Genomic DNA, 22,933 nt, shown 5'->3' with positions numbered 1-22,933 from the left:
CGGCCGCCCCGTCCTATCCGTCGCGCACCGTCAGCCCCTGCGACCCGCGGCGCCGGTCGCCGTCGGCCCGGACCAGGACACGGAGCTCCTTGGCGAAGTTCTGTGCCGCGGCGAGCGCGACCGCCTGGCGGAGGCTTACGCGAAGGGACAACGCGACCTGCAGGGCCGCGACCCCCTTGCCCGAGCCGTCCTCGTCCCCGCCGACCGGGGTCGCCGCAAGCACCTCGGCGTCCTCGAGCGCCAGCGTCGTGCCGCCCGACCCGTCGGCGCCCTCGCGGGTGACCAGCAGGTCGATGCGCGAACCCGGGCCCAGCAGCCGCGCATCCCCGCGTGCCGTCACCTCGGCCACCCGCTGACCCGGCTTCAGCGTGCCCGCGGCAGCGGCCGACGGGTCCGCGTCGTCGGCGGTGACCACATCCGGGTCACGGACCAGGCCCGGGGTCAGGTCCACCCCCGCACCGATCGGGACGGCCGCCGTCAGCCCCGCGAGCTCGGCCGGCCGGGCGAAGGACCCGGTGGGCGCGAAGCGGGCCGGGAGCCGCCGCACCGCCAGGACCCCGGGTCGTAGGACGGCGCCGACCGGCAGGCCGACGCGCGCCACGACGACGGGCACCGACGGCCCCACGCGGCGGTCGAGCGCGGCCTCCCGCCGGGCCACGGCCGACGCGGCGAGCGTGCCCAGCAGCAGGGACAGCGCCGTCAGCGCCAGCGCGCGGCGGCGACGGGTCATCGCGCGCCCGAGCCTGCAGCCGCCCCGGCCCCGGCCGCAGGCGGGCCGGCCGCGGTAGCACCGGGAACCTGGAGCACCAGCCGCGCGCCGGCGGCCGACGGTGCGCTCGTCAGCTCACCGCCGGCCTCGGCGGCGATCGCGGCGACGATGCCGAGGCCACGACCGCGTGCGCGGTGGGGATCGGGCGCGCGCGCCACGAGCGCGGCGACCGGCGCCGGCAGGCCGCGGCCCTCGTCGCGCACCTCGCAGCGGACGACGTCCCCCGCGGCCGGCTCGATGCGCACGTCGACCGCGCCCGCACCGTGCTCGAGCGCGTTCCCGACCAGGTTGCCCAGCGCCTGCACGAGACGCAGCGGCTCGGCGCCGGCCCAGAGCGGACCAGTCGGCCGCGTCACCCGTAGCTCGCGCCCGCACGTCGTCGCCGCCAGCCGCCACCCTTCCGCCAGGTCCCCCACGAGCGCCGCGACGTCGCAGGTCACGACAGGCCGCAGCGCCGCCGGGCCGGCCGTGCCAGAGGTGCCCGACGGGCGAGCCGTGCCCGCGGCGCCGAACGTCCCATCCGCGCCGACCGGGCCTGACGGACGACGCGACAGCCGGCGCCCGGACCGTCCGTCCGCGGCACCCAGGTCCCCGACGGCCAGCCGCAGCCGACCGAGCTCCAGCTCCAGCGCACCCAGCGCCGGCCCGGCGGCGGCGCCGGCCACGCGCTGCGCGGAGCTCAGGATGAGGGCTGCCGCCTGCAGCGGGCCGCGGAGCTCGTGGATGACCGCAGCGAGCCGGTCGCCGCGCAGCCGGGCCGCCGACCGCCGCCGCGCGAGGTCGAGCGCCAGCGCGGCGCTCGTGATCCATCCGGCGGTCGCGATCAGGACGGTGATGTTCATGACCGCGGCCCCGCGTCGATGAGCCGGTACCCCACGCCCCACACGTTCAGGACGAAGCGCTGCTCGCTGGCGGCGAGCTTCACGCGCAGCCGGCACGCGTGGCTGTCGAGCGTGCGCGACGAACCGAGCGACCGGGTCTGCCAGACCGCGAGCACGAGCTCGTCCTTGGTGAAGACCCGGGTCGGGTCCGAGCTGAGCACGCGCAGCAGCTCGAACTCCTTCTGCGAGAGGTCGACGGGCTGGTCGTCGAGCCACACCTCGCGGGCGAGCGGGTCGACCACCAGCGAGCCGACGCGGACCGTCCCGCGCGCGGTGCGATCCTGCGAGCGTCTGAGCAGCGCCGCGACGCGGCAACGCAGCTCGCCGTAGCCGAATGGCTTGACCAGGTAGTCGTCGGCGCCCTGCTCGAGGCCGCGGATGCGGTCGAGCTCGTCGCCGCGTCCGGACAGGACCAGCATGGGGGTGCGCGGGTCCACGCGTTGCGTGGCGACGTCGGCGCGGCGGACCGCGCGGACGAGGTCCAGACCGGAGCCGTCGGGCAGGCCGACGTCGAGGACGACGAGGTCCGGGAACTGGGTGCGCAGCTCGCGCGCCCCCTCCCGGACCCCGCCGGCGACGCAGACGTTGTAGCCGTCGGCCGTGAGGTTGTCGGCGAGGAAGGTCCGGGTCGCCGGATCGTCCTCGATCACCAGGAGGGTGCTGCGGGGGTCGTCGATCATGACCTCTTTAGGGCAGCGGGAGGCGTTCTCGCCCCACCCACTTGCGCCGCACGGCCCCGGGGTGCAAGACCGGTTGCATGGTGTCCGGCAATAGAGGGATCGGACATAGGATGCCGACGCGTGACCTCCAGCGCCGTGGGCATCCTGCCCCCGCCCGAGGTCACCTTCTCACGCCTTCATGGAAGACACCAGACGCGGCAATTACGATTCAGGCGAGGACTTTGTCCTCGAGTACGGGGAGCTCAGGTTCACGTTCAACGAACGTGACTTCGCTGAGCGCTGCGAGCAGGCCGGGGTGAAGCTCGGCTTCGTCGGCGGCCGCCTGGACGAGGGGGAGCTCGAGGACCTGGTGAACCTCGCGGTCAACGGCGAGATCCAGGATCCCGCGTCCGAGCTCGGGGAGCACGTCAACGACTGCTGGCCCGACCTCGTCGGCCCCAGCGATCGCAGTCTCGTGCACTGGCTGCGGCGGCTCGTCTTCCGCTCGGCCTGGCTCGACCAGCGCGTCAAGGAGGGCGAGCTGGACGTCCGCTTCGACTCGACGTCGAACGCGTTCGCATACGTCCAGCCCGATCGCGGTGGCGAACCCGTCGAGCTTGCCCCGGAGCCGAGCTGGCGCCGGGTCGCTTACAGCCCCGCCGGCGCCTGACGCGGTCCCGGCGCGCCGCGCGTCAGCTCAGCGCACCCACGCCCACGTGGCAAGCGCGCTGTCGAACTCGGCCAGGTCCTTCGCGAAGCGACCGGGCAGCGAGGTCAGGATGACGCGGTAGGTGCGCCCCGCATGCCGGAAGATGACCTCACGCTGGCGCAGGGGCACCTTCGCCGGCCCGGCGGCCGAGCGGATCTCCAGGACGGCCGCGGGTTCGTCGCCGACCGTGGTGTCGGTGCCGCGCTCGATGCCGCGGATCACGTAGGCGCCCTTCGTCTGCTCCGCGGTCTGCCGCTCGGCGTCCTCGACCTCGCTGGCCGCCGCGTCCAGCGTCCCGGACGCACCTGGCGAGATGAGCACCGTCGCGTTGGTCGAGTTCTGCTCGGTCACGGCACCGCGCCAGAGGGTGTCGGCACCGGCGAACGCGCCGCCCATCGCCTTCAGCGCGGCCTTGCCCGACCCGCGCCAGCCCAAGGGCAGGCGCACGCGGTAGCCGTCGCCCTGCAGCCGGCGGAGCGGTTCCAGCGCGCGCCGGCCGGCGGCGTCGAGCGCCGCCCAGCGCCACGACGTCGCGATCGACTCGGTCAGCGCGTCGACGTCCTTGGCGTACTTCTCCTGCATCGAGACCGTGACCGTGTAGACGTAGGTCCCGCGCCGTGCCGACACCGCGCGGTTCGCGCGGCCCTCGGCCGAGTAGCGCACCCCGACGAGCGTCGGCGCCTTGTCGAACTGGGCCGGCGGGGCCAGCGGCGCGTCCTGGATGTCCGGGCCGAGCGTGTCCATCAGGGCGCGGCCCGACCGCGCCGCGATGTCGGTCTCGGTGTCGGCCGTGAGCGGTTCGGCGGTGACGTTCACGATCGGCCGGCGCTCGTCGTCCCCCGGCTTGGCCCAGTAGCGGTAGCCGAAGCCGGCGGTGTCCAGGCCCTTGATCCGCTCGCTGACGCGCTCAGCCAGCTCGCGGTCGGCCTTGTCCCCCAGGTCGAGGGACTTCCACCCGTCGGGCAGCGCGTAGCTGTAGCCGGGGCCGGTGGCCCGCCCGTCCTTCAGGTTCGACGTCGACACATCGTCGTCGCCGCAGCCGGCCAGCAGCGCCGACAGCATCGCAACGACCAGCCCGGTCTTCCACACGCCCATGATGGGCGGCGACGGTACTACAGGTAGCGGGTGGGATCCTGCGGGACGCCGTTGATGCGGACCTCGAAGTGCAGGTGCGGACCGGTCGAGTTGCCGGTGTTCCCGAGGTAGCCGATGAGCTGACCGCGCTTGACGGTCGCGCCGACCGACGTCGCGAAGCGCGACTGGTGCGCGTAGCACGTCGACATCGCGGCGGTGTGCTGGACGCAGGTGTAGTTGCCGTAGCCGCCGGTCGGGGCGGCGATGACCACGCGCCCGCCGTCGGCCGCGTGGATCGGCGTGCCGGTCGCCGCCGCGAGGTCGATGCCGGCGTGCAGTCGGCCCCACCGCTGGCCGAACGGGCTCGTGAATACCGCCTTGACGGGCATCGACAGCTGCCCGCCCGAGCCCGTGTAGCCGCCGGCCGGCGCCGGGACGCCCGATTGGCGGGCGAGCTTGGCCTGGATCGCCGCCTGCTCCTTCTCGAGGCCCTCGAGGTGGCCTTCGAGGTCCTTGCGCTCGGTGCGGACCTGGCTCAGCGCCGAGGACTTGGCGGTCTTGGCCTGCGCGAAGACCGCGCGGTTGCCGATGACGCCGCGCTTGAGGTCGGAGAGCTCGTTGCGGCGGGCCGCGACGCGCCGGGTCACGACCGCCTGACGAGCCTCGAGCCTCTTGAGCTTGGCCGCCGCGCCGGTCGCGTCGGCCTTGGCCTGGCGGACGAGCTTCACGATGCGGTTGTCCTGCGCCTGGATCCGGCTGAGGAACTGCCCGCGCTCGAGCAGGTCGGCGAACCCGCGGGAGTTCAGGACGACCGTCATCAGGTCGGGCCGGTCGGCCTCGTAGAGCTCGCGCAGCCGGGCGGACAGGATCCCCCGGGCCTCGGTCAGGCGCAGCTTCAGACGGGTGAGACGCGAGCGCTCGGAGCGCAGGTCGGTCTGCAGGCGGGTCAGCTCGGCCTGCTTGACGTCGAGGTCCTCCTGGACCACGGACTGCCGGGCGCCGATGCGGTCGATGCGCTCCTGGAGCGTCTCGATCCGGCGGTTGTAGCGGGAGATGTCCGTCGAAAGGACCTTCTCCTTGCCCTTGCGCATCTGGATCTTGCCGCGGGTCGCGTCGATCTTGGACTCCAGCTGCGCGGTCGTCTCGGCTGCCGACAGCATCGGGAGCGCGGCCCACAGGACGAGCGGGGTCAGGACAGAGACAAGCAGCAGGCGCAGGCGCATGAGGGACTCCTCACCTTAGGCGGTGGCGCGCCGCGGGCCGCCGCCTGCAACGGGTCCTGCGAGCGGCCCGCCGTCGCCGGCGGGCCGCGTCGCGAACCTCAGGAGGTGCCGTCGAGCGCCTGGGCGCGGGCGGCGGCGACGGACTTCGCGTCGTCCTCGCCGAGCAGCAGCTCGGGCTTGATCGTGCCGCTGGCGACCAGGTCCAGCGCCGGGAGGCGGCCGACCGACGTCAGCGTCTCGTCGAGGACGATGACGGTCGTCTCGCCACCGAGCGGGGCGCTCGCCGTCGCGATGACCGTGACGCTGCCGCTGTCCTTGAGCGCCCGCGCGGCCGCCAGGGCCTTGCGTGCGGCCGCGGGGTGCAGCCCGTCGAGCGTGTCGATGAGGACCACGGCGTGACCACCGCGGGCCGCGACGCGGCGAGCGCCGTCGACGGCGCGGTCCACGGCCTGGCCCTGCGCGTCGGCGCTGGCCGCGAAGCTCAGGCCGGCGACGGGGACGAGGCCCTCGGGGGCGACCGTGGTCTCCTCCGGGCGGACCCCGACGAGGACGAGCGTGAGCTCGATGCCGTCCTGCTTGACGAAGGCGTCGGCGAGCCGCTGCAGCGCCTCGGTCTTGCCGGCGCGTGCGGGGCCGGTGATGGTGACGCGCGAGCCGCGGCCGATCGGGGTCAGCACCGCGATCGCCTTGATGGTCGGGTCCTCGCTGTCGAGCGCGAAACGCTCGGTCGGGAAGACGGCGGGCAGCTCGTCGAACGGCGTGCCCTCGGCCACCTCGTCGGCCGGGCGGTCGTTGATCTGGTCGATCCGGATCAGGGACGGGTAGCGCTCGGAGCGCCGGGGCGGGCGGACCGGGCCGGTGATGCGGTCGCCGGAGACGAGCTCGCAGCGGCGCACCTGCGCGGCGGAGATGTAGATGTCCTCGTCGGACGGGTCGGGCGGGCTGACGCGCAGGAAGCCCGAGCCGTTGCTCAGGACCTCGACGACGCCCGTTGCGACCTTGTCCTCGGTCTGCTCGCCGCTGTCGCTGTCGGCGTCGATCCGGCCGCGACCCCCACGGCCGCGGCGGGCAGGGCGCTCCTCGGCCTGCGCGGCGTCGTCCTCGTCGGCCTTGATCGCCGTCGGGGCGGGCGCGGGCGCATCGGTGTCGTCCTTGTCGGCGGCGCGGCTACGGCCACGGCCACCGCGGGAGCGACGGGCGGGCTTCGGCTCGGCGTCCTCGTCGGAGTCGGCGTCGGCAGCTGCGGGCGCCGGGGCGGCGTCCTCGTCGCCCGGATCGGTGTCGCGGGCGGCGCTGCGGGACGAGCGGCTGGCGCGCGTACGGCGGCGGGGCGCGGGCGCCGCTTCGGCGTCGGCCGCCGGCTCGTCCGCGGGTGTGCTGTCGCCGCCGGTGGCGTCGAGGATCTTGTCGACGAGCTCGGCCTTGCGCAGGCGGCGGAAGCCGTCGAGGCCGATCTCGCCGGCGATGGTGTGCAGGTCGGCGAGCGGGCTGCCCTCGAGGGCGGCGCGGGTGAAAACGGACATCTGGTGGTTCTCCTGGTGGATCGTCGGTGAGCCCCCGGCCGCGTTGTCGTCAGCGGCCGGCGACGGTCCGAGAACCCTAACGGGCCGCCGTCAGGGCGTGCTCTGCGGTGCCGCGCGGATCCACTTCAGGCGGTCGTCCCCGGAGTCGAACGACGGCATCGGGTCGCGGCCGTCGAGGACCCCCTTCACCGCGAGGAAGTCCGCTGTCGCGCGGACGTCGTGCACGCGCAGGATCGCTGCGCCGTGATCGGCGCTCCAGCCGGCGGCCGCGAGGGTCCCGGCACCGCGGTCGGCGGGCGCCTGCCCGGTGATGGCACCCACGAAGTACTTGCGCGAGACGGCGTGCAGCACCGGTCGGCCGAGGGCGTTGACGGTGTCGATCGCGTGCAGCGACTGGACGGTCTCCCCGGGGGTCTTGGCGAAGTCCGGCCCGGGGTCGAGGATCAGCTGCTCGTCGTCCACGCCTGCCGCGCGCGCGACCGCGCAGCGCTCGGCGAGGAAGCGCACCACGTCGCCCGCGACGTCCCCGTCGTAGTCGTGGAAGTGCTCCTGCTTGGGCGCCGCCCGGGTGTGCATGACCACGAGGGCCGCCCCGGTACGCGCGCAGATCGCAGCAAGGCGCTCGTCGCGCAGCCCGCTGACGTCGTTGAGGATCGCGGCCCCGGCGGCGATGGCCGCCTCGGCGACGGCCGGCTTCCAGGTGTCGACCGAGACGACGACGCCGTCCGCGGCGAGCCGCTCGACGAGCGGGACCACACGGTCGATCTCGACCTGGTCCGCCGTCACCCCGGTGTAGGTCACGCCGGACTCGCCGCCCACGTCGATGATGCTCGCGCCGTCCGCGATCAGCTGCCGGGCGTGGGCGAGCTGCTGCTCGAGCGCGGTCAGCCGGACGGCGTCCGAGAACGAGTCCGGGTTCGCGTTGACGATGCCCATGAGGGCCGGTCGCCCGGGCTCGAGCGACAGCAGCCCTCCGGGGATCCGGACGTCCACTACTGGGGCGCGTCCGTCGTCGCGGGCGCGGAGACCGGCGCGGGCTCGGGCGCCGGCGGGGTCCGCTGCTGCGGGATCGTGGTCCCCGGGCCGCCGGGCACAGGCGGCACCGGCCGCGGGGGCGTGGGGGTCGGTGTCGGGGTGGGCGTGGGCGTGGGCGTCGGTGTGGGGGTCGGCGTCGGGCGCGGATCCGGCTGCGGATCGGGCGTCGGGGTCGGCGTCGGACGCGGGTCCGGCTGCGGATCGGGCGTCGGCGTCGGACGCGGGTCCGGCTGCGGATCGGGCGTCGGCGTCGGCGTCGGGTCCGGCTGGGGATCCGGGGTTGGGGTTGGGGTCGGCCGCGGATCCGGCGTCGGGACGGCGGCCGCGCAGCCCTGCGCGTCCGGGTTCTGGACGCAGAAGCCCTCGCCGGCCGGGCCGGGATCGGGTGACGGGCGCGTCGCCGGCCCCGTCGGATCCTCGACCGCCGGGGTCGCCGCGGCAGGGACGGGCAGGCGACCGATGGGCTCGGTACCGGCGCTGCCACTGGACGCGGCGGGTGTCCTGCCGGCCGTCATCGGGCCGTCCGCCGCCGTCGGCGCCGGGGTGCGCGCGGGCGCGGGCCGCACGACGGCGGGGGCGGCCGGGGGCTCGGCCGGCGTCGCCACGGCGGCCGGCGCGGCGGGATCGGCGCGCGGCGCGGGCGTCGCTGCCGGCGTCACGAGCGCCGGGGCCCTGAAGGTCGCGAACGAGCTGGCCGGCGCCGGAGCCGGTCGCCGCAGCGGGGCCGGCGTGACCGGGCCGCGAACCACCGGGCGGATCGCGGGCCGCGCCGTCGCCGTACCGGTGGCGGGCGTTGCTGCCGGGGGCACCGACGGCGTCGGGGTCGGCGGCGTCGCGGCGGTCGTCGACGTCGAAGGTGTGATGAATGCGGACGGCACGGTGCCGGCCTCGAGGTCCACCGGGACCTCCTGCTCGCCGAGGACGATCAGCAGGACCGCCGCGGCCACGAGGAACGTGCCGATGCCGGCACCCATGCGCCGCCGCCGCGCTGAGCGGTAGGCCGCAGCGCGGTCGGCGCGGGCGCTCCGCGAGGCGGCAGCGGTCGCGGCGCCCGTGACGAGCCCCGCCCCCACCCCGGCGCCGACGCCGGCCGCGACGCTCGCCCCGGCGTGACCGCCGGCCGAGTCCCGCGAGGCGCCGCCCGCGGCCGCGCCGGTCCCTCCGGACCACGTCCCGGGTCCGGACGCACCGGAGCCCGAACCCGCGCCGGAGCCAGAACCCGCGCCGGAGCCGGAACCCGCGCCGGAGCCGGAACCCGCGCTGGAGCCGGATGCCCCGCTACCCGGGTCCCCCGACCCGGACGACCCCGGACCAGCACCCGGGTCCCCCGACCCCGACCCGCCTGAGCTCAGGTCGCGGTGGCGGTCCATCAGCGCCTCCCAGTTGCTCCCCGTCAGCTCCGAGGCCTTCGCCGCGGTCGCCTTCCAGAGCCAGACCGCCGGAAGCACCGGCGCCCAGGCGCGGTACGACATACCCGCCTCGTGCATGGCCTCGACGCTGACCTTGCAGGTGTCGCAGCCCGCGACGTGCGCATCCAGCCAGGCGTGGTCGTCCGCCTTCTTGAGCTGGCCGTCCTGTCGCAACGAGATCAGCGGCAGCGCCCGCTCGCAGTCCGGGGACGCCATCGCGATGGACGCGAGCGCACTGCCCTGCAGCTCGTCCCGCAGCCGGATCCGCGCACGCGAGATCAGCTGCGCCACCGAGTTGCGGTTCATGTCCATGATCTCGGCGATCTCGTCGTAGCTGAGCTCCTCGAGCTCACGCAGCGCGAGCACCTCGCGCTGGCGCTCGGGCAGGCGCTCGTTCGCCGCCTGGACCTGCAGCTGCAGCGCGCCGAGCATGGCCGCCCGCTCGGGGTCCAGGTCCATCGCCCCGCGCTCGTCGCCGTCCAGCGGCTTGGCGCCGGACTCGGGGATGAGGTCGACGGGATCTGCCTTCTTGCGCTTGCCGATCACGTCGTAGCTCGCGTTGCGGGCCGCGGTGAAGAGGTACGCGCCGAAGTTGAGCTCGCGGTCCGCAGGGATCCGCGGCAGCCGCTGGAGCACCTTGAGGAACGCGTCCTGCGTGGCGTCCGCGGCGTCCTCCGGCGCGCCCACGAGCCGCAGGCAGAAGTTGTAGATCCGGCCTTCGTACTCGTCGTACAGCTGGGCGAACGCCTGTCCGTCCCCAGCAGCCGCGGCGCGAGCGAGACCTGCCTCGTCGAGGGTCCCCATGTGGAAGATGGTACGCCGCGGCTCACCAGACATCACTTCTTCTTCTTTTTCGTTTTCTTGGGCGTCTTCACCGTCACGGACTTACGGACGACGGTCGCGTTTCCGGCCGCGTCGGTCGAGCTCACGCGGACCGTGTAGGTGCCGCCCTTCCGGTAGGCGTGCTGCGCCTTGCGGGAGGTCTGCCGGCGGCTTCCGTCGCCGAAGTCGACGACGACCCGCGCCACGCCCGACCCACTGGTCCCGGCAGGGGCCTTCGGGTCGGTGGTCGTGACGCGCACGGTCTGCGTGCGACCCGTGCTGCGGACGCCGTCGACACGGAACGACAGGGCGGGCGGCGTCGTATCGACTCGGATCTGACCGACGTTCGTGGTGTCGCGCTTCTGGCCGCGTCGATCGCTGACGGTGACCTTCCACGGGTGCACGCCGTCGACCAGGGGTGTCTTCAGCGGCAGCCGCGTGGCGCCGGTCGTCTGACCGACGACCACGCCGTCGACCTGGACCTCGTAGGTCAGCGGGCTCCAGAGGTCGAAGGACGTCGACCAGGCCAGCTGCGGCTTGCGGATGTTGCGGAACCGCGGAGTGGTCGAGGTCGTGAAGACGCCCGGCTGGCGGTCGAAGCCGCCGTAGACTAGCCGGCGCCCGTCCCCGGTCCCCTGGACGAAGACGGCGACCATGTCGCCGACCCGGTCGACCGCGACGTCGAGGCCGCCGCTGATGTCCACCGGCCCGAAGTCCGTGCTCGAGATCTCGGTCTGGACTGTCGGCCCCGGGACCGTGCGCTTGTCGAGCACGACGTCGTAGAAGGCCGCCTGGACCGTCGCGGTGGCGGCGGTGGCGCCCTGCATCCAGGCGACGTAGCCGTCGTTGTTCTCGGCCAGGTCGCCGCGCGGGCGGGGCGGCACGTTGTTGGCCTGGTTGATCCGCGTCGCCGGGAAGAGCTTGTCGTCGTGGAGGACCGCGACCTGCGCGGACTGCGCGGCGCTGCCGGTGGTCGCCAGCCCCTCGCCGCGGCCGTTCATCTCGATCGAGACGGTCGCGGACTGGTCCCCGCCGAAGCCGAGCCCGTCGGTGAGGACTGCCGGCTCGAAGGCCGAGCCGACCAGCCGGCGCGTGACCGTGTGCGGGAGGTTGTCGTCGAACGACTGCCGGAAGCTGACCCACGCGAACGACGAGTCGTCCTCGATGTCGATGTGCGGGTCGGTCGCGCTGCCGGTGTTGCCCGCGTGGCCCTCGAGCGCGTCGACGGTCAGGTCCTGCGGCGCGGTCGAGATCCGGCCCTCGAACACCCGGCGGCCGAAGACGCGACCGGACTCGCCGAACACCACGACTGCCGTGCCGTCCGCCGACACCGCGATGTCGCTGCGGCCGCCGCCGACGCCGGCGTCCTCCGGCACGTTGATGTCGAGCGCGTCCGGCAGCACGTTGAAGCTGCTGGCACCGGCGTCGAGCCGGGCGGCCCGGACGTTGGCCGAGGACCCGTTCTCGGTGAACGAGATGTACGCGACGCCGTTGATCGACATGTCGATCGACGGGTCGGAGGCCTGGCCGGACAGCTGCTGCGGCGCCGTGAAGCCGCTGGTCGCGTTCGGGCGGACCGCGGCGTAGAGCGCGCCGCCGCTGATGTAGGCGACCGCCACGCGTCCGCCGTCGGACGCGGCGGCGACGGGGACCGAGCCCGCCGCGGTGAGTCCCGCGTCCACCTGCTCGGGACTCTGGAAGACCCCGTTGACCATGCGCGAGACGAAGACGTGGTCCACCAGCCCGACCGTCTTGACGTAGGCGACCGCGCCGGTGCTGTCGCGGGCGACGTCGAGGTCCTTCACCGACTTGATCCCGGCCCCGCTGTCGATGGCCTCCGCTTTGAAGAAGGCGGCATGGGCCGGTCCGGCGCCCGTGAGCAGGGCCGTGGTGGCGAAGGGGATGAGCAGGGTGCGCAGGCGCATCGGGACGGGTGACTCCTGGGGGTGTCGGTGAGTTCAACCGGGTGCAACCCGGGAACTTACGCGGGGGTGCGGAAAAGTTTTCGGTGCAGCGTCAGGCGGTGACGATGCCCTCGGCAGGACGGCCGAGGACGACGACCGGACGCGTCATCCGGTGACGATGCCCTCGGCGGCTGCCTCGGCGAGGAACGCCTGGGCCTCCGCCTCGACCCGGCTCTCGTCCCAGCCGAGGTCCGGCGCCATCGCCGCGGCGACCCGCCGTGCGGTCTCCGCCGACGGATCGGCCACGACGCGGGCGGCGGTCAGGCCGAGCCGGGTGCGGCGCAGGAGGGCGTCCCCCACGCTGCGGGCCTGCTCGTGGCGTGCGGCGTGCACGACCTCGGCCAGGATGTCGACGGGCGTGACCTGCCCTTCGACGGCCGGGACCACCGCCTGCGCGAACTCCCCGCGCTCGGCGGCGATGGCGAGGACGTCGTGGGCGAAGTGCCCGTAACGGCCGGCGAGCTGCTCGTAGGCACCCTCGGGAACGCCCTCAACGCGGGGCAGATCCTCGACGGCGACGGACTGGCCCAGCGGGATTTCGTGGGTGCGGCAGGGGGCGTCGCGTGCGTCGCGCTCGACCAGGCGGTCGATCGTCATCTTCGCCATCCGTCGCCAGGTGGTGAGCTTGCCGCCGGTGATCGTGATCATGCCGCTGGAGGTCTCGTAGAGCTCGGCCTTGCGCGAGATGTCGACCGACTTCTTCGGGTCCCCGGTGGAGATCAGCGGCCGCACGCCCGCGTAGGCGCCGGTGAGGTCGGTCGCCGTCAGGCTCGTCCCGAAGTAGCCGTTCGTCGCGTCCAGCAGGTACTCGATGTCGCCCGGGTCCGGCGCGATGTGGTTCAGCCCGTCCGGCGTCGCGCTCTCGTCGTAGTCGTTGTCCGTCGTCCCGATCAGCGTGCCGCCGAGCCACGGCAGCGCGAAGATCGTGCGGCCACCGCCGGCGGGGACGATGGCGCCGCTGACCAGGGGCAGCTGGTCGTGGCGGAGGGTGATGTGGGTGCCCCGCGACGGAGCGATCCGGGGGACCTCGGCCTCGTCGTGCAGCTCGTCCGGCCGCAGGCGGTCCGCCCAGACGCCCGTCGCGTTGATGACGTTCGCCGCCCGGACGGTGAAGCGGTCACCGGTCGCCATGTCCTCGACATGGACGCCGCGGGTCCGTCCGTTCTCCTCGTGCAGCTCGGTGACGTTGAGGCCGTTGGCGCAGACCGCTCCGAAGCGCTCGGCCTCCTGCAGGACGGTCAGGACCAGGCGGGCGTCGTCGGTTTGGCAGTCGTAGAAGAGGTACCCGGAGGTGGGCGCGCGGCCGGCGAGGGCGGGCAGGCGCTCGACGACCTCCTCCCCCGTGATGATGCGATGGCGGTCCGGCGCCCAGTCGGCCAGCCCGTCGCCATCGAGGTCGGTGGCCGCCTCGGCGCCCGCCGGAATGACGCCGCGGCGGCCGACACGGCCGCGGATCTTGTCGACCGACATCACGTCGTAGAGGTTCAGGCCGACGCCGACGAGGCGGTCGGGGCGTGCGCCGTCGAACGCGGCGACCACGAGCGGCAGGGGCTTCACGAGGTGCGGCGCGAGCTTGACGTTGAGCTGGCGCTCCAGCAGTGCTTCGCGGACCAGGCCGAGGTCGAAGTTCTGTAGGTAGCGCAGCCCGCCGTGGACGAGTTTGGAGGACCGGCTCGACGTCCCGCTCGCGAAGTCGGCCTTCTCGACGAGGGCGACGGAGTAGCCGCGTGTGGCGGCGTCCAGGGCACATCCGGCCCCGGTGATGCCGCCCCCGACGACGACGACGTCGAACTCGTCGGCCGCGAGCGCGGCGATGGCGTCTCCTCTGGCGATCACCCCGGGCAGTCTATGCGGACGGGCTCCGCGATCCGGTGGTCACGCGATCGCGGTCGGGACGGGTTCGTGCTCGGGTGCGGGCTTTCCGAGCAGGTGGTACGCCAGCCGCGTCGCCAGCGCCATGATCGTGATCTGCGGGTTGACGCCGAGCGAGGACGGCACGGCCGACCCGTCGCACACGTGCAGGCCGTCGATGCCGTGCATCCGCAGGTCCGGATCGACGACGCTGGTCGCGGGGTCGGCGCCGGCCCGTGCCGTCCCGAGCGGGTGGAAGGCCATCGCGCTGACGTCCCGCGGCCGGATCCGGGCTGTGGTCAGCGGGCCGACGTCGCCCCCGCGCAGCGTCGGCACCCCGGCCAGCGGGACGACGACCTCGCGGGCGCCCACCGCGAAGAAGATCTCGGCGAGGACGGCCATGCCCCGCTGGAACCGGGCCGCGTCGTCCGGGTGCAGGTCGTAGCGGATGACGGTCTGCCCGGCCCGCCGGCGGACGGAGCCCCGCGCGGTGTCGTGGACCATCACGCCGAACGACGCGGTCCGGCGGGCCTGGAGCATCAGGTCACGGTGGGCGGCGCCGGTCCGCGGCGTGCTCGCCGCGGCCTGGTCGGGTGGGCCCGAGATCCCCTCGAACATGATCCCCTCGGCCTGGAGGCCGTCGACGTAGGCCGACTGCGGGACGCCGGTCCAGGGGTCGAGGTCCTCGTCGAAGACGGCGCGCGCGGCGCTGGCCGGGTGGATCGAGAGGTTGCCACCGAGCTCTCCGGACGCCTGCCCCACCCCGCTCGCCGCCAGCAGCGCCGGGGTGAGGAGCGTCCCGCAGGCGACGATCGCGTGGCGGCAGCGCACCCGTAGGGTGCCCCCGGCCGCGGTCCGCGCCACGACCTCGGCGACGCGGCCGTCCCGATGGACGACGCGCTGGGCCGTGACGCCCGTGTAGGTGGTGGCGCCCGCAGCCCAGGCGCGCGGGACGTAGGTGATGCCGGTGTGCTGCTTGGCGCCGGTCGGGCATCCGAAGGCGCACACGCCGCTGCCGACGCAGCCCTTGGCGTTGCGGAAGAGGTGCCCGCCCGAGAGCCCGAGCCGCGCGGCGCCCTCCAGGACGAGACGGGCGCTGCTGCCGGCGAGCCCGGCCGGGACCCGGCTGACGTTGATCTCGCGTTCGACCCGGCGGAAGAACGGGTCCAGGTTCGCGGTCGTGAGCTCGGCGAGCCCGAAGTCGCGCTGCCACTGCGTCAGGACGTGGTCCGGCGTCCGGAAGCAGGTTCCGGAGTTGATGAGCGTCGTCCCGCCCACGGCACGACCCAGGGGCAGCCCGATCGGCGGGGTGCCGACCGTGACGATCTGCCCGGCGTCGCGGTACAGGCGCGGGGTCATGTCGCGCGGCCGGGCGGTGAACGACGCCGTCTCGTGCCAGTCGCCGTCCTCCAGGACCGCCACGCGCATGCCGCCCTCGGCGAGCTCCTTCGCGACCGGCGCCCCGCCGGCGCCGGAGCCGATGACGCAGGCGTCGACCGTGATGATCGTCTCCCCGGCGAGCGTCCGGCCGGCGACCAGGCGCCTTGTCGTCGGGTGGAAGGTGCCGGTGCCGTCGGTGTACGCGGGGGTCCCGGTGTCGCGTGTGGGCGGCGGGGTTCTGGTCGGGGTCGGGATCGACACGGCCACTACCAGCGGCGCTCGCGAGCGCGGAGGTCCGCAGCCCGGGCGACCACGGCGTCCGCGTCGTAGCCGAGCAGGCGCATGACGGCGGGGTCGCCGTAGTAGGACAGGTGCGCCAGCGTGCGCAGGCCCTTGAGGAGCGGCGCCGCCGGCCCGCGCTCGAGGCGGTCGAGGGCCGCGGTGCGGGCGGCGGGATCCAGGCGCCGCAGGCGAGCGCCGAACCCCAGCGCCAGCGGGGCGACCTCGATCGCCAGCAGTCCCGCGCGCAGCAGGAGGCGGTTCGCCTGCGGCGCGGCCTGGAGGTTCGCGTCGGCGGCGAAGGCGGTGTCGGTGTCCCGGACGTGCGGCAACGGGGGTGCCGGCGCGACGAACGCGTCGGTGAGCGCGGCGAGGATCGACGCCTCGCGCGGGCGCAGGACCGTGAGCCGGCCGTCCGGGCTCATCCGCCGGCGGGCCCCAGGAGCGAGTCGAGCGCGGCGGCGACGAGGTCCCGCTGGCGGCCGGCGAGGTCGGCCGCGGTCGCGCGGGCCCCGCCGTCGTCCCGGCGCTCGATCGCGGCCGCGAGATCCGCGTAGAGCGGCGCCAGCTCACGTGGCTGGGCGGTCACCGGCACCAGCGCGACGTGCCCCAGGTAGAGGTCCCGGATCGCGTTGAGGATCAGGACGAAGACGAGGTTGCCGGCGGCGGCGGTGACGGCGGTGAAGAAGGCGAAGTCGACGTGGGCGGCCGCGGCGGCGTCGTCCGGGTGGGTCGCGAACTCGGCGGCGAGGCGGTCGAGCTCGGCTGCCTGGTCGGCGGTGCGGCGCGTCGCGGCGAGGCCGGCCAGTTCGCGGAGCATCAGCGTCCGCGCCTCCAGGATGTCCTCGAGGACGCCGCGGTCGACCGTCCCCCCGCGGAACAGCAGATGCGCCAGGACGTCGAGGCCGCCGCTGCTGCGCCAGTCCCGCACGCGCGTCGCGTCCCCGTGCCGGACCTCGACCAGGCCCATCTGCTCCAGCCGCTTGAGCGCCTCGCGGAGCGATCCCAGCGTCACGCCGAGGTCCGCCGCGAGCTCGCGCTGGCGGGGCAGCTTCTCGCCGGGGGCGTAGCGGCCCGCGAGCAGCGCCTCGAGCAGTGTCGCGAAGACCTGCTCCGAGACGAGAGAAGAGTTCGGAACACTCATCGGTCCGCCGACCGTAGCACAGTTCTGAACTCTCTCCTGAGTATGCTCGCGCCGTGTTTTCGGAGCCCGTCGCGTTCACCCCGCTGTTCATGGAGCGGATCTGGGGCGGCCGCCTCCTGGAGGAGCGCTACGGCAAGCCGCTCCCGGAGGGTCCGCCGATCGGCGAGTCGTGGGAGGTCGTCGACCGTCCCGAAGCGCAGTCGGTCGTCATCGGCGGGGCGCGCGACGGGGCCACGCTGAACGAGCTCTGGACGGACGAGCGCGAGGCGGTCTTCGGGCCCCGTGCAGCCGCTTTCGGCGACCGCTTCCCCATCCTGATCAAGCTGCTCGACGCGCGCGAGACGCTGTCGGTGCAGGTCCACCCGCCGGACCACCTGGCCGACGAGCTCCAGGGCGAGCCGAAGAACGAGCTCTGGTACCTCGCCGACGCCGCCCCGGACGCCCACCTGTACGTCGGCCTCCGCGCGGGCGTGACGCGCGAGGCGTTCACCGTCGCCCTGGAGGCCGGCGAGGACGTCTCGGCGATGCTCCACCGCATCGACGTCACCGGCGGCGACGCGATCTTCATCCCGTCCGGCCGCGTCCACGCCATCGGCGGCGGCTGCCTGATCATGGAGATCCAGCAGAACTCGGACACGACCTATCGCGTGTTCGACTTCAATCGGCTGGGCCTGGACGGGGAGCCGCGCGAGCTGCACGTCCCGCAGTCGATGGCGTCGATCGACTGGGACGACGTCGAGCCGCCGCTGCACGCCGGCGACGGCCCGATCGCCGACAACGCCTTCTTCACCGTGACGCGTCGCGCGCTGACCGGTCCCGCGATGGTCACGACCCCGGGTGAGTGCGCGATCGTCGCGGTCGTCGACGGCGACGTGCACTGTGGCTCATCGACCTTCGCGCCGGGTCAGTTCTTCCTGGTTCCGGCGGACGGGGGCGCGGAGCTGCCGGTCGGCCCGGTGTCGGGCGAGGCGACGGTCCTGGTGACGGAGCTGCCGGGCTGACGGACGCCGTGCGCGGCGGCCCGCGCCATGATCACCCGGGATTCCGGCGGATCGCCGGCGCGATCGCAGACCTACGACAAGGCCGGCGTGCTGAACGACGCCGGGTTCAACGTGATGGTGCCGTGACGGTCCGGCCTGCGGTCGCCCGCCGGGGCGACCGCGGGCCCGGGCGGCGCGGCGCTCAGAGCGACTTGAGGATGTCCTCGACCCGGTCCTTCGCGTCCCCGAAGAGCATCTGCGTGTTCTCGCGGAAGAACAGCGGGTTCTGCACACCCGCGTAGCCGGAGGCCATCGACCGCTTGAAGACGATCACGTTCTCGGCCTCCCAGACGTGCAGGACGGGCATGCCGGCGATCGGGCTCGTCGGGTCGTCCGCCGCGGCCGGGTTGACCGTGTCGTTCGCCCCGATCACCAGGACGACGGACGTCGCGGCGAAGTCGTCGTTGATCTCGTCCATCTCGAGGACGATGTCGTACGGGACCTTCGCCTCGGCGAGCAGGACGTTCATGTGGCCGGGCAGGCGCCCGGCGACCGGGTGGATGCCGAAGCGGACCTCGACCCCGGCGTCGCGCAGCTTGCGCGTCATGTCGGCCACGCCGTGCTGCGCCTGCGCGACCGCCATGCCGTAGCCGGGCGTGATGATCACGGACTTGGCGCTCTTGAGCAGCTCGGCCGCGCCCTCGGCGTTGACCTCGCGGTGCTCGCCGTAGTCCGTGTCGGAGCTGCTGGGGGCCTCGATGCCGAAGCCGCCCGCGATGACCGAGATGAACGACCGGTTCATCGCCTTGCACATGATGTAGCTCAGGTACGCACCCGAGGAGCCGACCAGCGCGCCGGTGATGATGAGCGCGTCGTTCTCGAGCAGGAAGCCCGAGGCCGCCGCCGCCCAGCCGGAGTAGCTGTTGAGCATCGACACGACGACCGGCATGTCGCCGCCGCCGATCGAGGCGACGAGGTGCAGCCCCAGCGCGAGCGCGAGGACGGTCGCCAGGATGATCGGGACGATCCCCGGGTCGGCGCAGAACCACGCGGTCAACGCCGCGAACACGACCAGCGAGCCCACGTTGATCAGGTTCTTGCCGGGCAGCACCAGCGGCTTGGAGTCCATCTTCGCCGACAGCTTGAGGTAGGCGATGATCGACCCGGTGAACGTCACGGCGCCGATGAAGATGCCGATGGCGACCTCGGCGTGGTGGATGCCGAGCGTGCCGAGCGCCTCGAGGTGAAGGGCCTCCTCGCCGTCGAGGTTGTTCTCGACCTCCAGGAAGCCGTTCCAGCCGACGAGCACGGCGGCCAGCCCGACAAAGCTGTGCAGGAGCGCGATGAGCTCCGGCATGCCGGTCATCTCGACGATCCGGGCGCGCCAGAGGCCGATCGCGGCGCCGATCGCCACGGCGCCGACGAGCAGGACCAGGCCGATGCCCTCGATGTCGCGGTCGATCGCGAGCGCGACCGTGGCCGCGAGCGCCACAGCCATGCCGGCGATGCCGAAGCGGTTTCCGACCTTGGCGGTCTCGTGCTTGGAGAGACCGGCGAGCGCTGCGATGAACAGCAGCGCCGCGACGATGTATGCGGCCTGAGCCGACACTTCAACGGACATGGGCCACTAGCTCCTGGAGAACATGGCGAGCATGCGGCGCGTCACCGCGAAGCCACCGAAGATGTTGATGCTCGCGAGCAGGATCGCCACGGTCGAGACCGCGGTGATCGCGCCGTCGTGGTGCCCGATCTGCAGCAGCCCGCCGACGACGATGATGCCCGAGATCGCGTTGGTCACCGACATGAGCGGCGTGTGCAGCGCGTGGTGCACGTGGCCGATCACGTAGTACCCGACGACGATCGCCAGCGCGAACACGGTCAGGCGCGGGATCAGTGCAGCCGGCGCGTTGGCCGCGAGCAGGAAGAAGACGAGCGCCGCACCGAGCACGATGCCGAGGCGCTTCTCGTCGGACATCGGCTCCGGCGGGGCGGGCTTCTCGACCGGCGCGGCTGCCGGCGCGGCGGGCGCGGCGGAGACCTGCACCTCCGGCGGCGGCCAGGTGAGCTCACCGTCGCGGACGACGGTCATGCCGCGCTGGACGACGTCGTCGAAGTCGAGGACCAGGACGCCGTCCTTCTCGGGCGTCATGAGCTTCATCAGGTTGACGAGGTTCGTGCCGTACAGCTGGGACGCCTGGGCCGGAAGGCGCCCGGCGAGGTCGGTGTAGCCGATGATCGTCACGCCGTTGTCCGTGACGACGGACTCGCCCTTGACCGTGCCCTCGACGTTGCCGCCGTTGGCCGCGGCCATGTCGACGATGACGCTGCCGGGCTTCATGGACGCAACCATGTCGGCCGTGATCAGCGTCGGCGCGGGCCGGCCGGGGATCAGCGCGGTGGTGATGATGATGTCGACGGTCTTGCACTGCTCGGCGTACAGGCGCGCGGCGAGCGTGTTGTAGTCGTCGGACATCTCCTTGGCGTAGCCGGTGGAGCTGACCTCGGCCTCTGCGGACTCGACCGAGAGGTACTCGCCGCCCAGCGACTTGACCTGGTCGGCGACCTCGGGCCGTGGATCGGTGGCGCGGACGATCGCCCCCAGGCTGCCGGCGGCACCGATCGCGGCCAGGCCGGCGACGCCGACCCCGCAGACGAGGACGTTCGCCGGGTTGACCTTGCCCGCAGCCGTGACCTGGCCGGTGAAGAAGCGCCCGTACGTGTGGGCGGCCTCGACGACGGCCCGGTAGCCCGCGATGTTCGCCATCGAGGAGAGCACGTCGAGGGACTGTGCGCGCGAGATGCGCGGCACGGCGTCCATCGACATCGCGGTGATCGGCCGCTTGGCCAGGTCGTCGACGATGCTCTGATCCAGGCGCGGGGACAGCAGGCTGATGAGGGTCGCGCCCTGCTTCAGCCCGTCCAGCTGCTCCTTCGCCGGCGCGTTGATGCCGAACACGATGTCGGCGGACAGCGGGTCCCCGATGCTCGCGCCGGCCTCCTCGAACGCGGCGTCCGCGAAGCTCGATGCGTCACCGGCCCCGGCCTGCACGACCACGTCGTAGCCGAGCTTGAGCAGCTGCTGGACGGTCGCCGGCGTCGCAGCGACGCGCGTCTCCCCGGCCCCCGCCTCCTTCAGCACACCGATCACCATCTGCGCAGTCTCCTTCGGACAACAAGTCTCATAGGCAGGCCGGGACCTTAGTGGTTGTCCACAACGGACAGTCTGTCCATTGTGGGCGTCCACGGAGCAGAGGTGAGACCTGTTCGTTCCGTCCCCCCTTCGACGGACGGCCCTGCGGCTTTCGTGGCAGGCCGCGTCAGGGCCGAACGGCGACGCCCACCTCGGGCACGGCGACGGCCCGGCCGTCGTCGACCGCGAGGGCGTAGTGGTCCTTCAGGTTGCCCTGGTCCAGCGCCTGCGCGGCGGCCGACACGCCGGCGACGTCGGGGCCGGTGATGAACCAGACGGGCTGGCCGTCCCGCAGCCGGGTGGCCGCGATCAGCCCGCTTCCGGGTCCGAGCTCGCGCGTCTGCTTCCCGGTCGCGTCGAGCAGCGCGATCGAGCGCCCGTCGGGCGTGGGACGCGCGTAGACACCGCTGACGCGGGGGCCGCCCTCCAGCAGGCGGGCCGTGTCGTCGTCCCGGATCCGCTCCCAGGGGCCCACGATGATGCGCAGCGTCTCGTCGGTGATGGACTGCTGCAGCCCGCCCTGGGCCGCGAACACCCCGGCGGCGGTCATCGCGTCCTGCACCTTCTGGCAGGCCGGGATGTCGGCCGGCGAGCACTCGATCCGCAGCGGCATGCGCTTGCCCTCGACGCCGTTGCGGAACGGCGCCGGGAACGAGCCGACGACCGCGGGCACCCGCGCGGCGGCGCCGGTGTCGTGGTGGTCCCACCAGACGACGTCGTTGTCGTCGAGCTCCTGGCCGGGCCCCTCGGCGTCCTCGCCCACGCCGTTGACGAACAGGGTCCAGCGCTTGGTCCGGCCGTCGACGGTCGCGTTGGTGACGGGCCCGACGGCGCTGAGCTGCGGCTGGGCGGCGATCGTGGCGGTCCGCACGCCGGGGACATTCGCCGACAGCAGCTCGAGGATCGTCGACCCTGGCCTGGTGGTCGGCTGCGGCAGGTCGGCGATCGACCGCGTCCCGAAGTCCTGCGTGACGACGAGCTGCGCGCCGGCACCCTCCTGGTCGCCGCCGCAGCCGGCCAGCGCGAGGACGGCCAGCAGGACGCCGGCCGCCGCGGGCACCTGGACGCCTCGGCGCGTGCGGCCGCTCATCTGACGAAGAACACGATGCGGTCGCGCCCCCGGGCGCCGACGACCGAGGCGTTGCCGAGCGCGTCGACCGCCTGCACGTCGAGCGTGTAACGGCCCGGCGTCATACGGCGCGGCAGCAGGTAGGACCACGTCGCGCCACTGCCGATCGAGAACAGCTGCTGCCCGTCCGCGCCGCACTTCTTCGAGCGCAGGAAGGTCTCGTCGATGCCCGAGTAGTAGTGGCACTTCTTGCCCCGCACGCGCGTCAGGCGGATGCGCACGTCGGCTACGCCGTTCGGGTCGGCGCCCGCGGTCCCGGACAGGGTCAGCGGCGCCTTCCCCGCGGCGAACCGCTGCTGCTCCTTGATCGCGGTGATCTGCGCGGGCGGGCCGGTGCGGTCGATGCTGCCGCACAGCCCGTCCCGGCCGTTCGTGCGGCAGCTCGGGTCGATCGCCGCGGCCGGCAGCGTGCTGAGGTAATAGAGGACGGTGTCGCCGCTGTTGAGCTCCAGGTTGCAGGGCGAGCCGGCCACCACGACGCTGTTGACCATCAGGACGAAGCTCCGCGGATCGAGCTCGTTCGGGAACACGTCCCCGAGGATCGAGGTGACGGCCGCGGCGCCGGTCGCGGGATCCGCCGCGCCGGTCCACTTCCCGGACGTGGCGACGTCCAGCGCACCGCCCGCGCTCGTCCCCGGGCAGGGGGCGCCGGCGGTCTGGGCGGGTGCGTCGGTCGTGGTGATCTCGCGCTGCGACACCAGCGTCCGGACCGCGCCCTCGGCCGTGAACCGGACCTTCGCCGGGGCCGGTGCGGCCTGGGCGGCGGAGGTGCCGGCCAGGCCGGCGACGAGGCTCGCAAGCAGGGCGAGCGGGAGTCTGCACGTGCGCGACATCGAAGCGAAAGATGGCAGAAGCCGACGGTCCGGCGCCCCACCGGCCGGGTTCCGTCCCCCGCGAGCCGTGTGGGAGACT

Annotated in this window: 19 protein-coding genes; 2 read left to right on the top strand and 17 right to left on the bottom strand. The window is 73.6% G+C overall.

The features are described from left to right. Nucleotides 1-13: 13 nt before the first annotated feature. The 3 genes from DSM112329_RS10735 to DSM112329_RS10725 are packed head-to-tail and all read right to left on the bottom strand — an operon-like array spanning nucleotide 14 to nucleotide 2,330. Complete coding sequence (locus DSM112329_RS10735; RefSeq protein ID WP_354701811.1) at nucleotides 14-730, bottom strand: SAF domain-containing protein; 717 nt, start codon at nucleotides 728-730, stop codon at nucleotides 14-16. Next, the gene (locus DSM112329_RS10730) at nucleotides 727-1,611 is read right to left on the bottom strand and encodes an ATP-binding protein (RefSeq protein WP_354701810.1); all 885 of its coding nucleotides are present in this window, start codon (nucleotides 1,609-1,611) and stop codon (nucleotides 727-729) included. The genes DSM112329_RS10735 and DSM112329_RS10730 overlap by 4 nt, the downstream gene beginning before the upstream one ends. After that, on the bottom strand, nucleotides 1,608-2,330 hold the full coding sequence (locus DSM112329_RS10725) for a response regulator transcription factor (protein WP_354701809.1): 723 nt from the start codon (nucleotides 2,328-2,330) through the stop codon (nucleotides 1,608-1,610). Before DSM112329_RS10725 ends, DSM112329_RS10730 begins: the two co-directional genes overlap by 4 nt. Nucleotides 2,331-2,508: 178 nt before the next feature. Here DSM112329_RS10725 and DSM112329_RS10720 point away from each other — a divergent pair, with 178 nt between their 5' ends. Beyond that, a complete protein-coding gene (locus tag DSM112329_RS10720; protein ID WP_354701808.1) occupies nucleotides 2,509-2,979 on the top strand; it encodes a hypothetical protein in 471 nt (156 codons plus the stop codon). A gap of 27 nt (nucleotides 2,980-3,006) precedes the next feature. Here the strand turns inward: DSM112329_RS10720 and DSM112329_RS10715 are convergent, their stop codons facing one another. The 10 genes from DSM112329_RS10715 to DSM112329_RS10670 all read right to left on the bottom strand — a co-directional run bounded on the left by DSM112329_RS10715 (nucleotide 3,007) and on the right by DSM112329_RS10670 (nucleotide 16,722). Then, nucleotides 3,007-4,113, bottom strand: a complete 1,107-nt coding sequence (locus DSM112329_RS10715; RefSeq protein WP_354701807.1) for a hypothetical protein — start codon at nucleotides 4,111-4,113, stop codon at nucleotides 3,007-3,009. 17 nt (nucleotides 4,114-4,130) lie between these two features. Beyond that, nucleotides 4,131-5,315 carry a peptidoglycan DD-metalloendopeptidase family protein gene (locus DSM112329_RS10710; RefSeq protein WP_354701806.1) on the bottom strand — a complete coding sequence of 395 codons (1,185 nt, stop codon included), beginning with the start codon at nucleotides 5,313-5,315 and terminating at the stop codon, nucleotides 4,131-4,133. Nucleotides 5,316-5,413: 98 nt separating this feature from the next. After that, the gene (locus tag DSM112329_RS10705) at nucleotides 5,414-6,838 is read right to left on the bottom strand and encodes a Rho termination factor N-terminal domain-containing protein (protein ID WP_354701805.1); all 1,425 of its coding nucleotides are present in this window, start codon (nucleotides 6,836-6,838) and stop codon (nucleotides 5,414-5,416) included. 90 nt (nucleotides 6,839-6,928) lie between these two features. Then, nucleotides 6,929-7,831 (bottom strand): dihydropteroate synthase, encoded by a 903-nt coding sequence (gene folP / locus DSM112329_RS10700; protein ID WP_354701804.1) that lies wholly within the window; start codon nucleotides 7,829-7,831, stop codon nucleotides 6,929-6,931. Continuing rightward, nucleotides 7,831-10,086, bottom strand: a complete 2,256-nt coding sequence (locus DSM112329_RS10695; protein WP_354701803.1) for a sigma-70 family RNA polymerase sigma factor — start codon at nucleotides 10,084-10,086, stop codon at nucleotides 7,831-7,833. The genes folP and DSM112329_RS10695 overlap by 1 nt, the downstream gene beginning before the upstream one ends. A 32-nt stretch (nucleotides 10,087-10,118) precedes the next feature. Then, entirely contained in the window at nucleotides 10,119-12,029 is a 1,911-nt protein-coding gene (locus tag DSM112329_RS10690) for a PKD domain-containing protein (protein ID WP_354701802.1), read from the bottom strand. 144 nt (nucleotides 12,030-12,173) lie between these two features. Next, the gene (locus tag DSM112329_RS10685; protein WP_354701801.1) at nucleotides 12,174-13,904 is read right to left on the bottom strand and encodes a glycerol-3-phosphate dehydrogenase/oxidase; all 1,731 of its coding nucleotides are present in this window, start codon (nucleotides 13,902-13,904) and stop codon (nucleotides 12,174-12,176) included. 39 nt (nucleotides 13,905-13,943) lie between these two features. Further along, on the bottom strand, nucleotides 13,944-15,560 hold the full coding sequence (locus DSM112329_RS10680) for a GMC family oxidoreductase (RefSeq protein WP_354701800.1): 1,617 nt from the start codon (nucleotides 15,558-15,560) through the stop codon (nucleotides 13,944-13,946). 5 nt (nucleotides 15,561-15,565) lie between these two features. Next, nucleotides 15,566-16,003: a hypothetical protein gene (locus DSM112329_RS10675; RefSeq protein ID WP_354701799.1), complete on the bottom strand. Its 438-nt coding sequence runs from the start codon at nucleotides 16,001-16,003 to the stop codon at nucleotides 15,566-15,568. Beyond that, entirely contained in the window at nucleotides 16,000-16,722 is a 723-nt protein-coding gene (locus DSM112329_RS10670) for a GntR family transcriptional regulator (protein WP_354701798.1), read from the bottom strand. The genes DSM112329_RS10675 and DSM112329_RS10670 overlap by 4 nt, the downstream gene beginning before the upstream one ends. Nucleotides 16,723-16,775: 53 nt before the next feature. On the opposite strand from DSM112329_RS10670, the gene DSM112329_RS10665 reads away from it, so the two are divergent. After that, on the top strand, nucleotides 16,776-17,723 hold the full coding sequence (locus DSM112329_RS10665; RefSeq protein WP_354701797.1) for a type I phosphomannose isomerase catalytic subunit: 948 nt from the start codon (nucleotides 16,776-16,778) through the stop codon (nucleotides 17,721-17,723). Nucleotides 17,724-17,904: 181 nt separating this feature from the next. Here DSM112329_RS10665 and pntB read toward each other — a convergent pair whose 3' ends face one another. From pntB to DSM112329_RS10645, 4 genes are all read right to left on the bottom strand, one after another. After that, entirely contained in the window at nucleotides 17,905-19,323 is a 1,419-nt protein-coding gene (gene pntB, locus DSM112329_RS10660) for a Re/Si-specific NAD(P)(+) transhydrogenase subunit beta (protein WP_354701796.1), read from the bottom strand. A gap of 6 nt (nucleotides 19,324-19,329) precedes the next feature. Continuing rightward, the gene (locus tag DSM112329_RS10655; RefSeq protein WP_354701795.1) at nucleotides 19,330-20,853 is read right to left on the bottom strand and encodes a Re/Si-specific NAD(P)(+) transhydrogenase subunit alpha; all 1,524 of its coding nucleotides are present in this window, start codon (nucleotides 20,851-20,853) and stop codon (nucleotides 19,330-19,332) included. Nucleotides 20,854-21,019: 166 nt separating this feature from the next. Continuing rightward, nucleotides 21,020-21,982, bottom strand: a complete 963-nt coding sequence (locus DSM112329_RS10650) for a hypothetical protein (RefSeq protein WP_354701794.1) — start codon at nucleotides 21,980-21,982, stop codon at nucleotides 21,020-21,022. Then, nucleotides 21,979-22,854: a hypothetical protein gene (locus DSM112329_RS10645; protein ID WP_354701793.1), complete on the bottom strand. Its 876-nt coding sequence runs from the start codon at nucleotides 22,852-22,854 to the stop codon at nucleotides 21,979-21,981. The genes DSM112329_RS10650 and DSM112329_RS10645 overlap by 4 nt, the downstream gene beginning before the upstream one ends. Nucleotides 22,855-22,933 lie beyond the last annotated feature (79 nt).

The organism is Paraconexibacter sp. AEG42_29, from assembly GCF_040581415.1.
GTDB lineage: Bacteria > Actinomycetota > Thermoleophilia > Solirubrobacterales > Solirubrobacteraceae > Paraconexibacter.
The sequence above is the reverse complement of the archived record's forward strand: the minus strand, read 5'-3'. Positions and strand labels throughout refer to the sequence as shown.

Bases quoted from the DNA above. Each gene is read 5' to 3' on its own strand.
- DSM112329_RS10735 (WP_354701811.1), bottom strand. From the start codon at position 730: ATGACCCGTCGCCGCCGCGCGCTGGCGCTGACGGCGCTGTCCCTGCTG.
- DSM112329_RS10730 (WP_354701810.1), bottom strand. From the start codon at position 1,611: ATGAACATCACCGTCCTGATCGCGACCGCCGGATGGATCACGAGCGCC.
- DSM112329_RS10725 (WP_354701809.1), bottom strand. From the start codon at position 2,330: ATGATCGACGACCCCCGCAGCACCCTCCTGGTGATCGAGGACGATCCG.
- DSM112329_RS10720 (WP_354701808.1), top strand. From the start codon at position 2,509: ATGGAAGACACCAGACGCGGCAATTACGATTCAGGCGAGGACTTTGTC.
- DSM112329_RS10715 (WP_354701807.1), bottom strand. From the start codon at position 4,113: ATGGGCGTGTGGAAGACCGGGCTGGTCGTTGCGATGCTGTCGGCGCTG.
- DSM112329_RS10710 (WP_354701806.1), bottom strand. From the start codon at position 5,315: ATGCGCCTGCGCCTGCTGCTTGTCTCTGTCCTGACCCCGCTCGTCCTG.
- DSM112329_RS10705 (WP_354701805.1), bottom strand. From the start codon at position 6,838: ATGTCCGTTTTCACCCGCGCCGCCCTCGAGGGCAGCCCGCTCGCCGAC.
- DSM112329_RS10695 (WP_354701803.1), bottom strand. From the start codon at position 10,086: ATGGGGACCCTCGACGAGGCAGGTCTCGCTCGCGCCGCGGCTGCTGGG.
- DSM112329_RS10690 (WP_354701802.1), bottom strand. From the start codon at position 12,029: ATGCGCCTGCGCACCCTGCTCATCCCCTTCGCCACCACGGCCCTGCTC.
- DSM112329_RS10675 (WP_354701799.1), bottom strand. From the start codon at position 16,003: ATGAGCCCGGACGGCCGGCTCACGGTCCTGCGCCCGCGCGAGGCGTCG.
- DSM112329_RS10670 (WP_354701798.1), bottom strand. From the start codon at position 16,722: ATGAGTGTTCCGAACTCTTCTCTCGTCTCGGAGCAGGTCTTCGCGACA.
- pntB (WP_354701796.1), bottom strand. From the start codon at position 19,323: ATGTCCGTTGAAGTGTCGGCTCAGGCCGCATACATCGTCGCGGCGCTG.
- DSM112329_RS10655 (WP_354701795.1), bottom strand. From the start codon at position 20,853: ATGGTGATCGGTGTGCTGAAGGAGGCGGGGGCCGGGGAGACGCGCGTC.
- DSM112329_RS10650 (WP_354701794.1), bottom strand. From the start codon at position 21,982: ATGAGCGGCCGCACGCGCCGAGGCGTCCAGGTGCCCGCGGCGGCCGGC.
- DSM112329_RS10645 (WP_354701793.1), bottom strand. From the start codon at position 22,854: ATGTCGCGCACGTGCAGACTCCCGCTCGCCCTGCTTGCGAGCCTCGTC.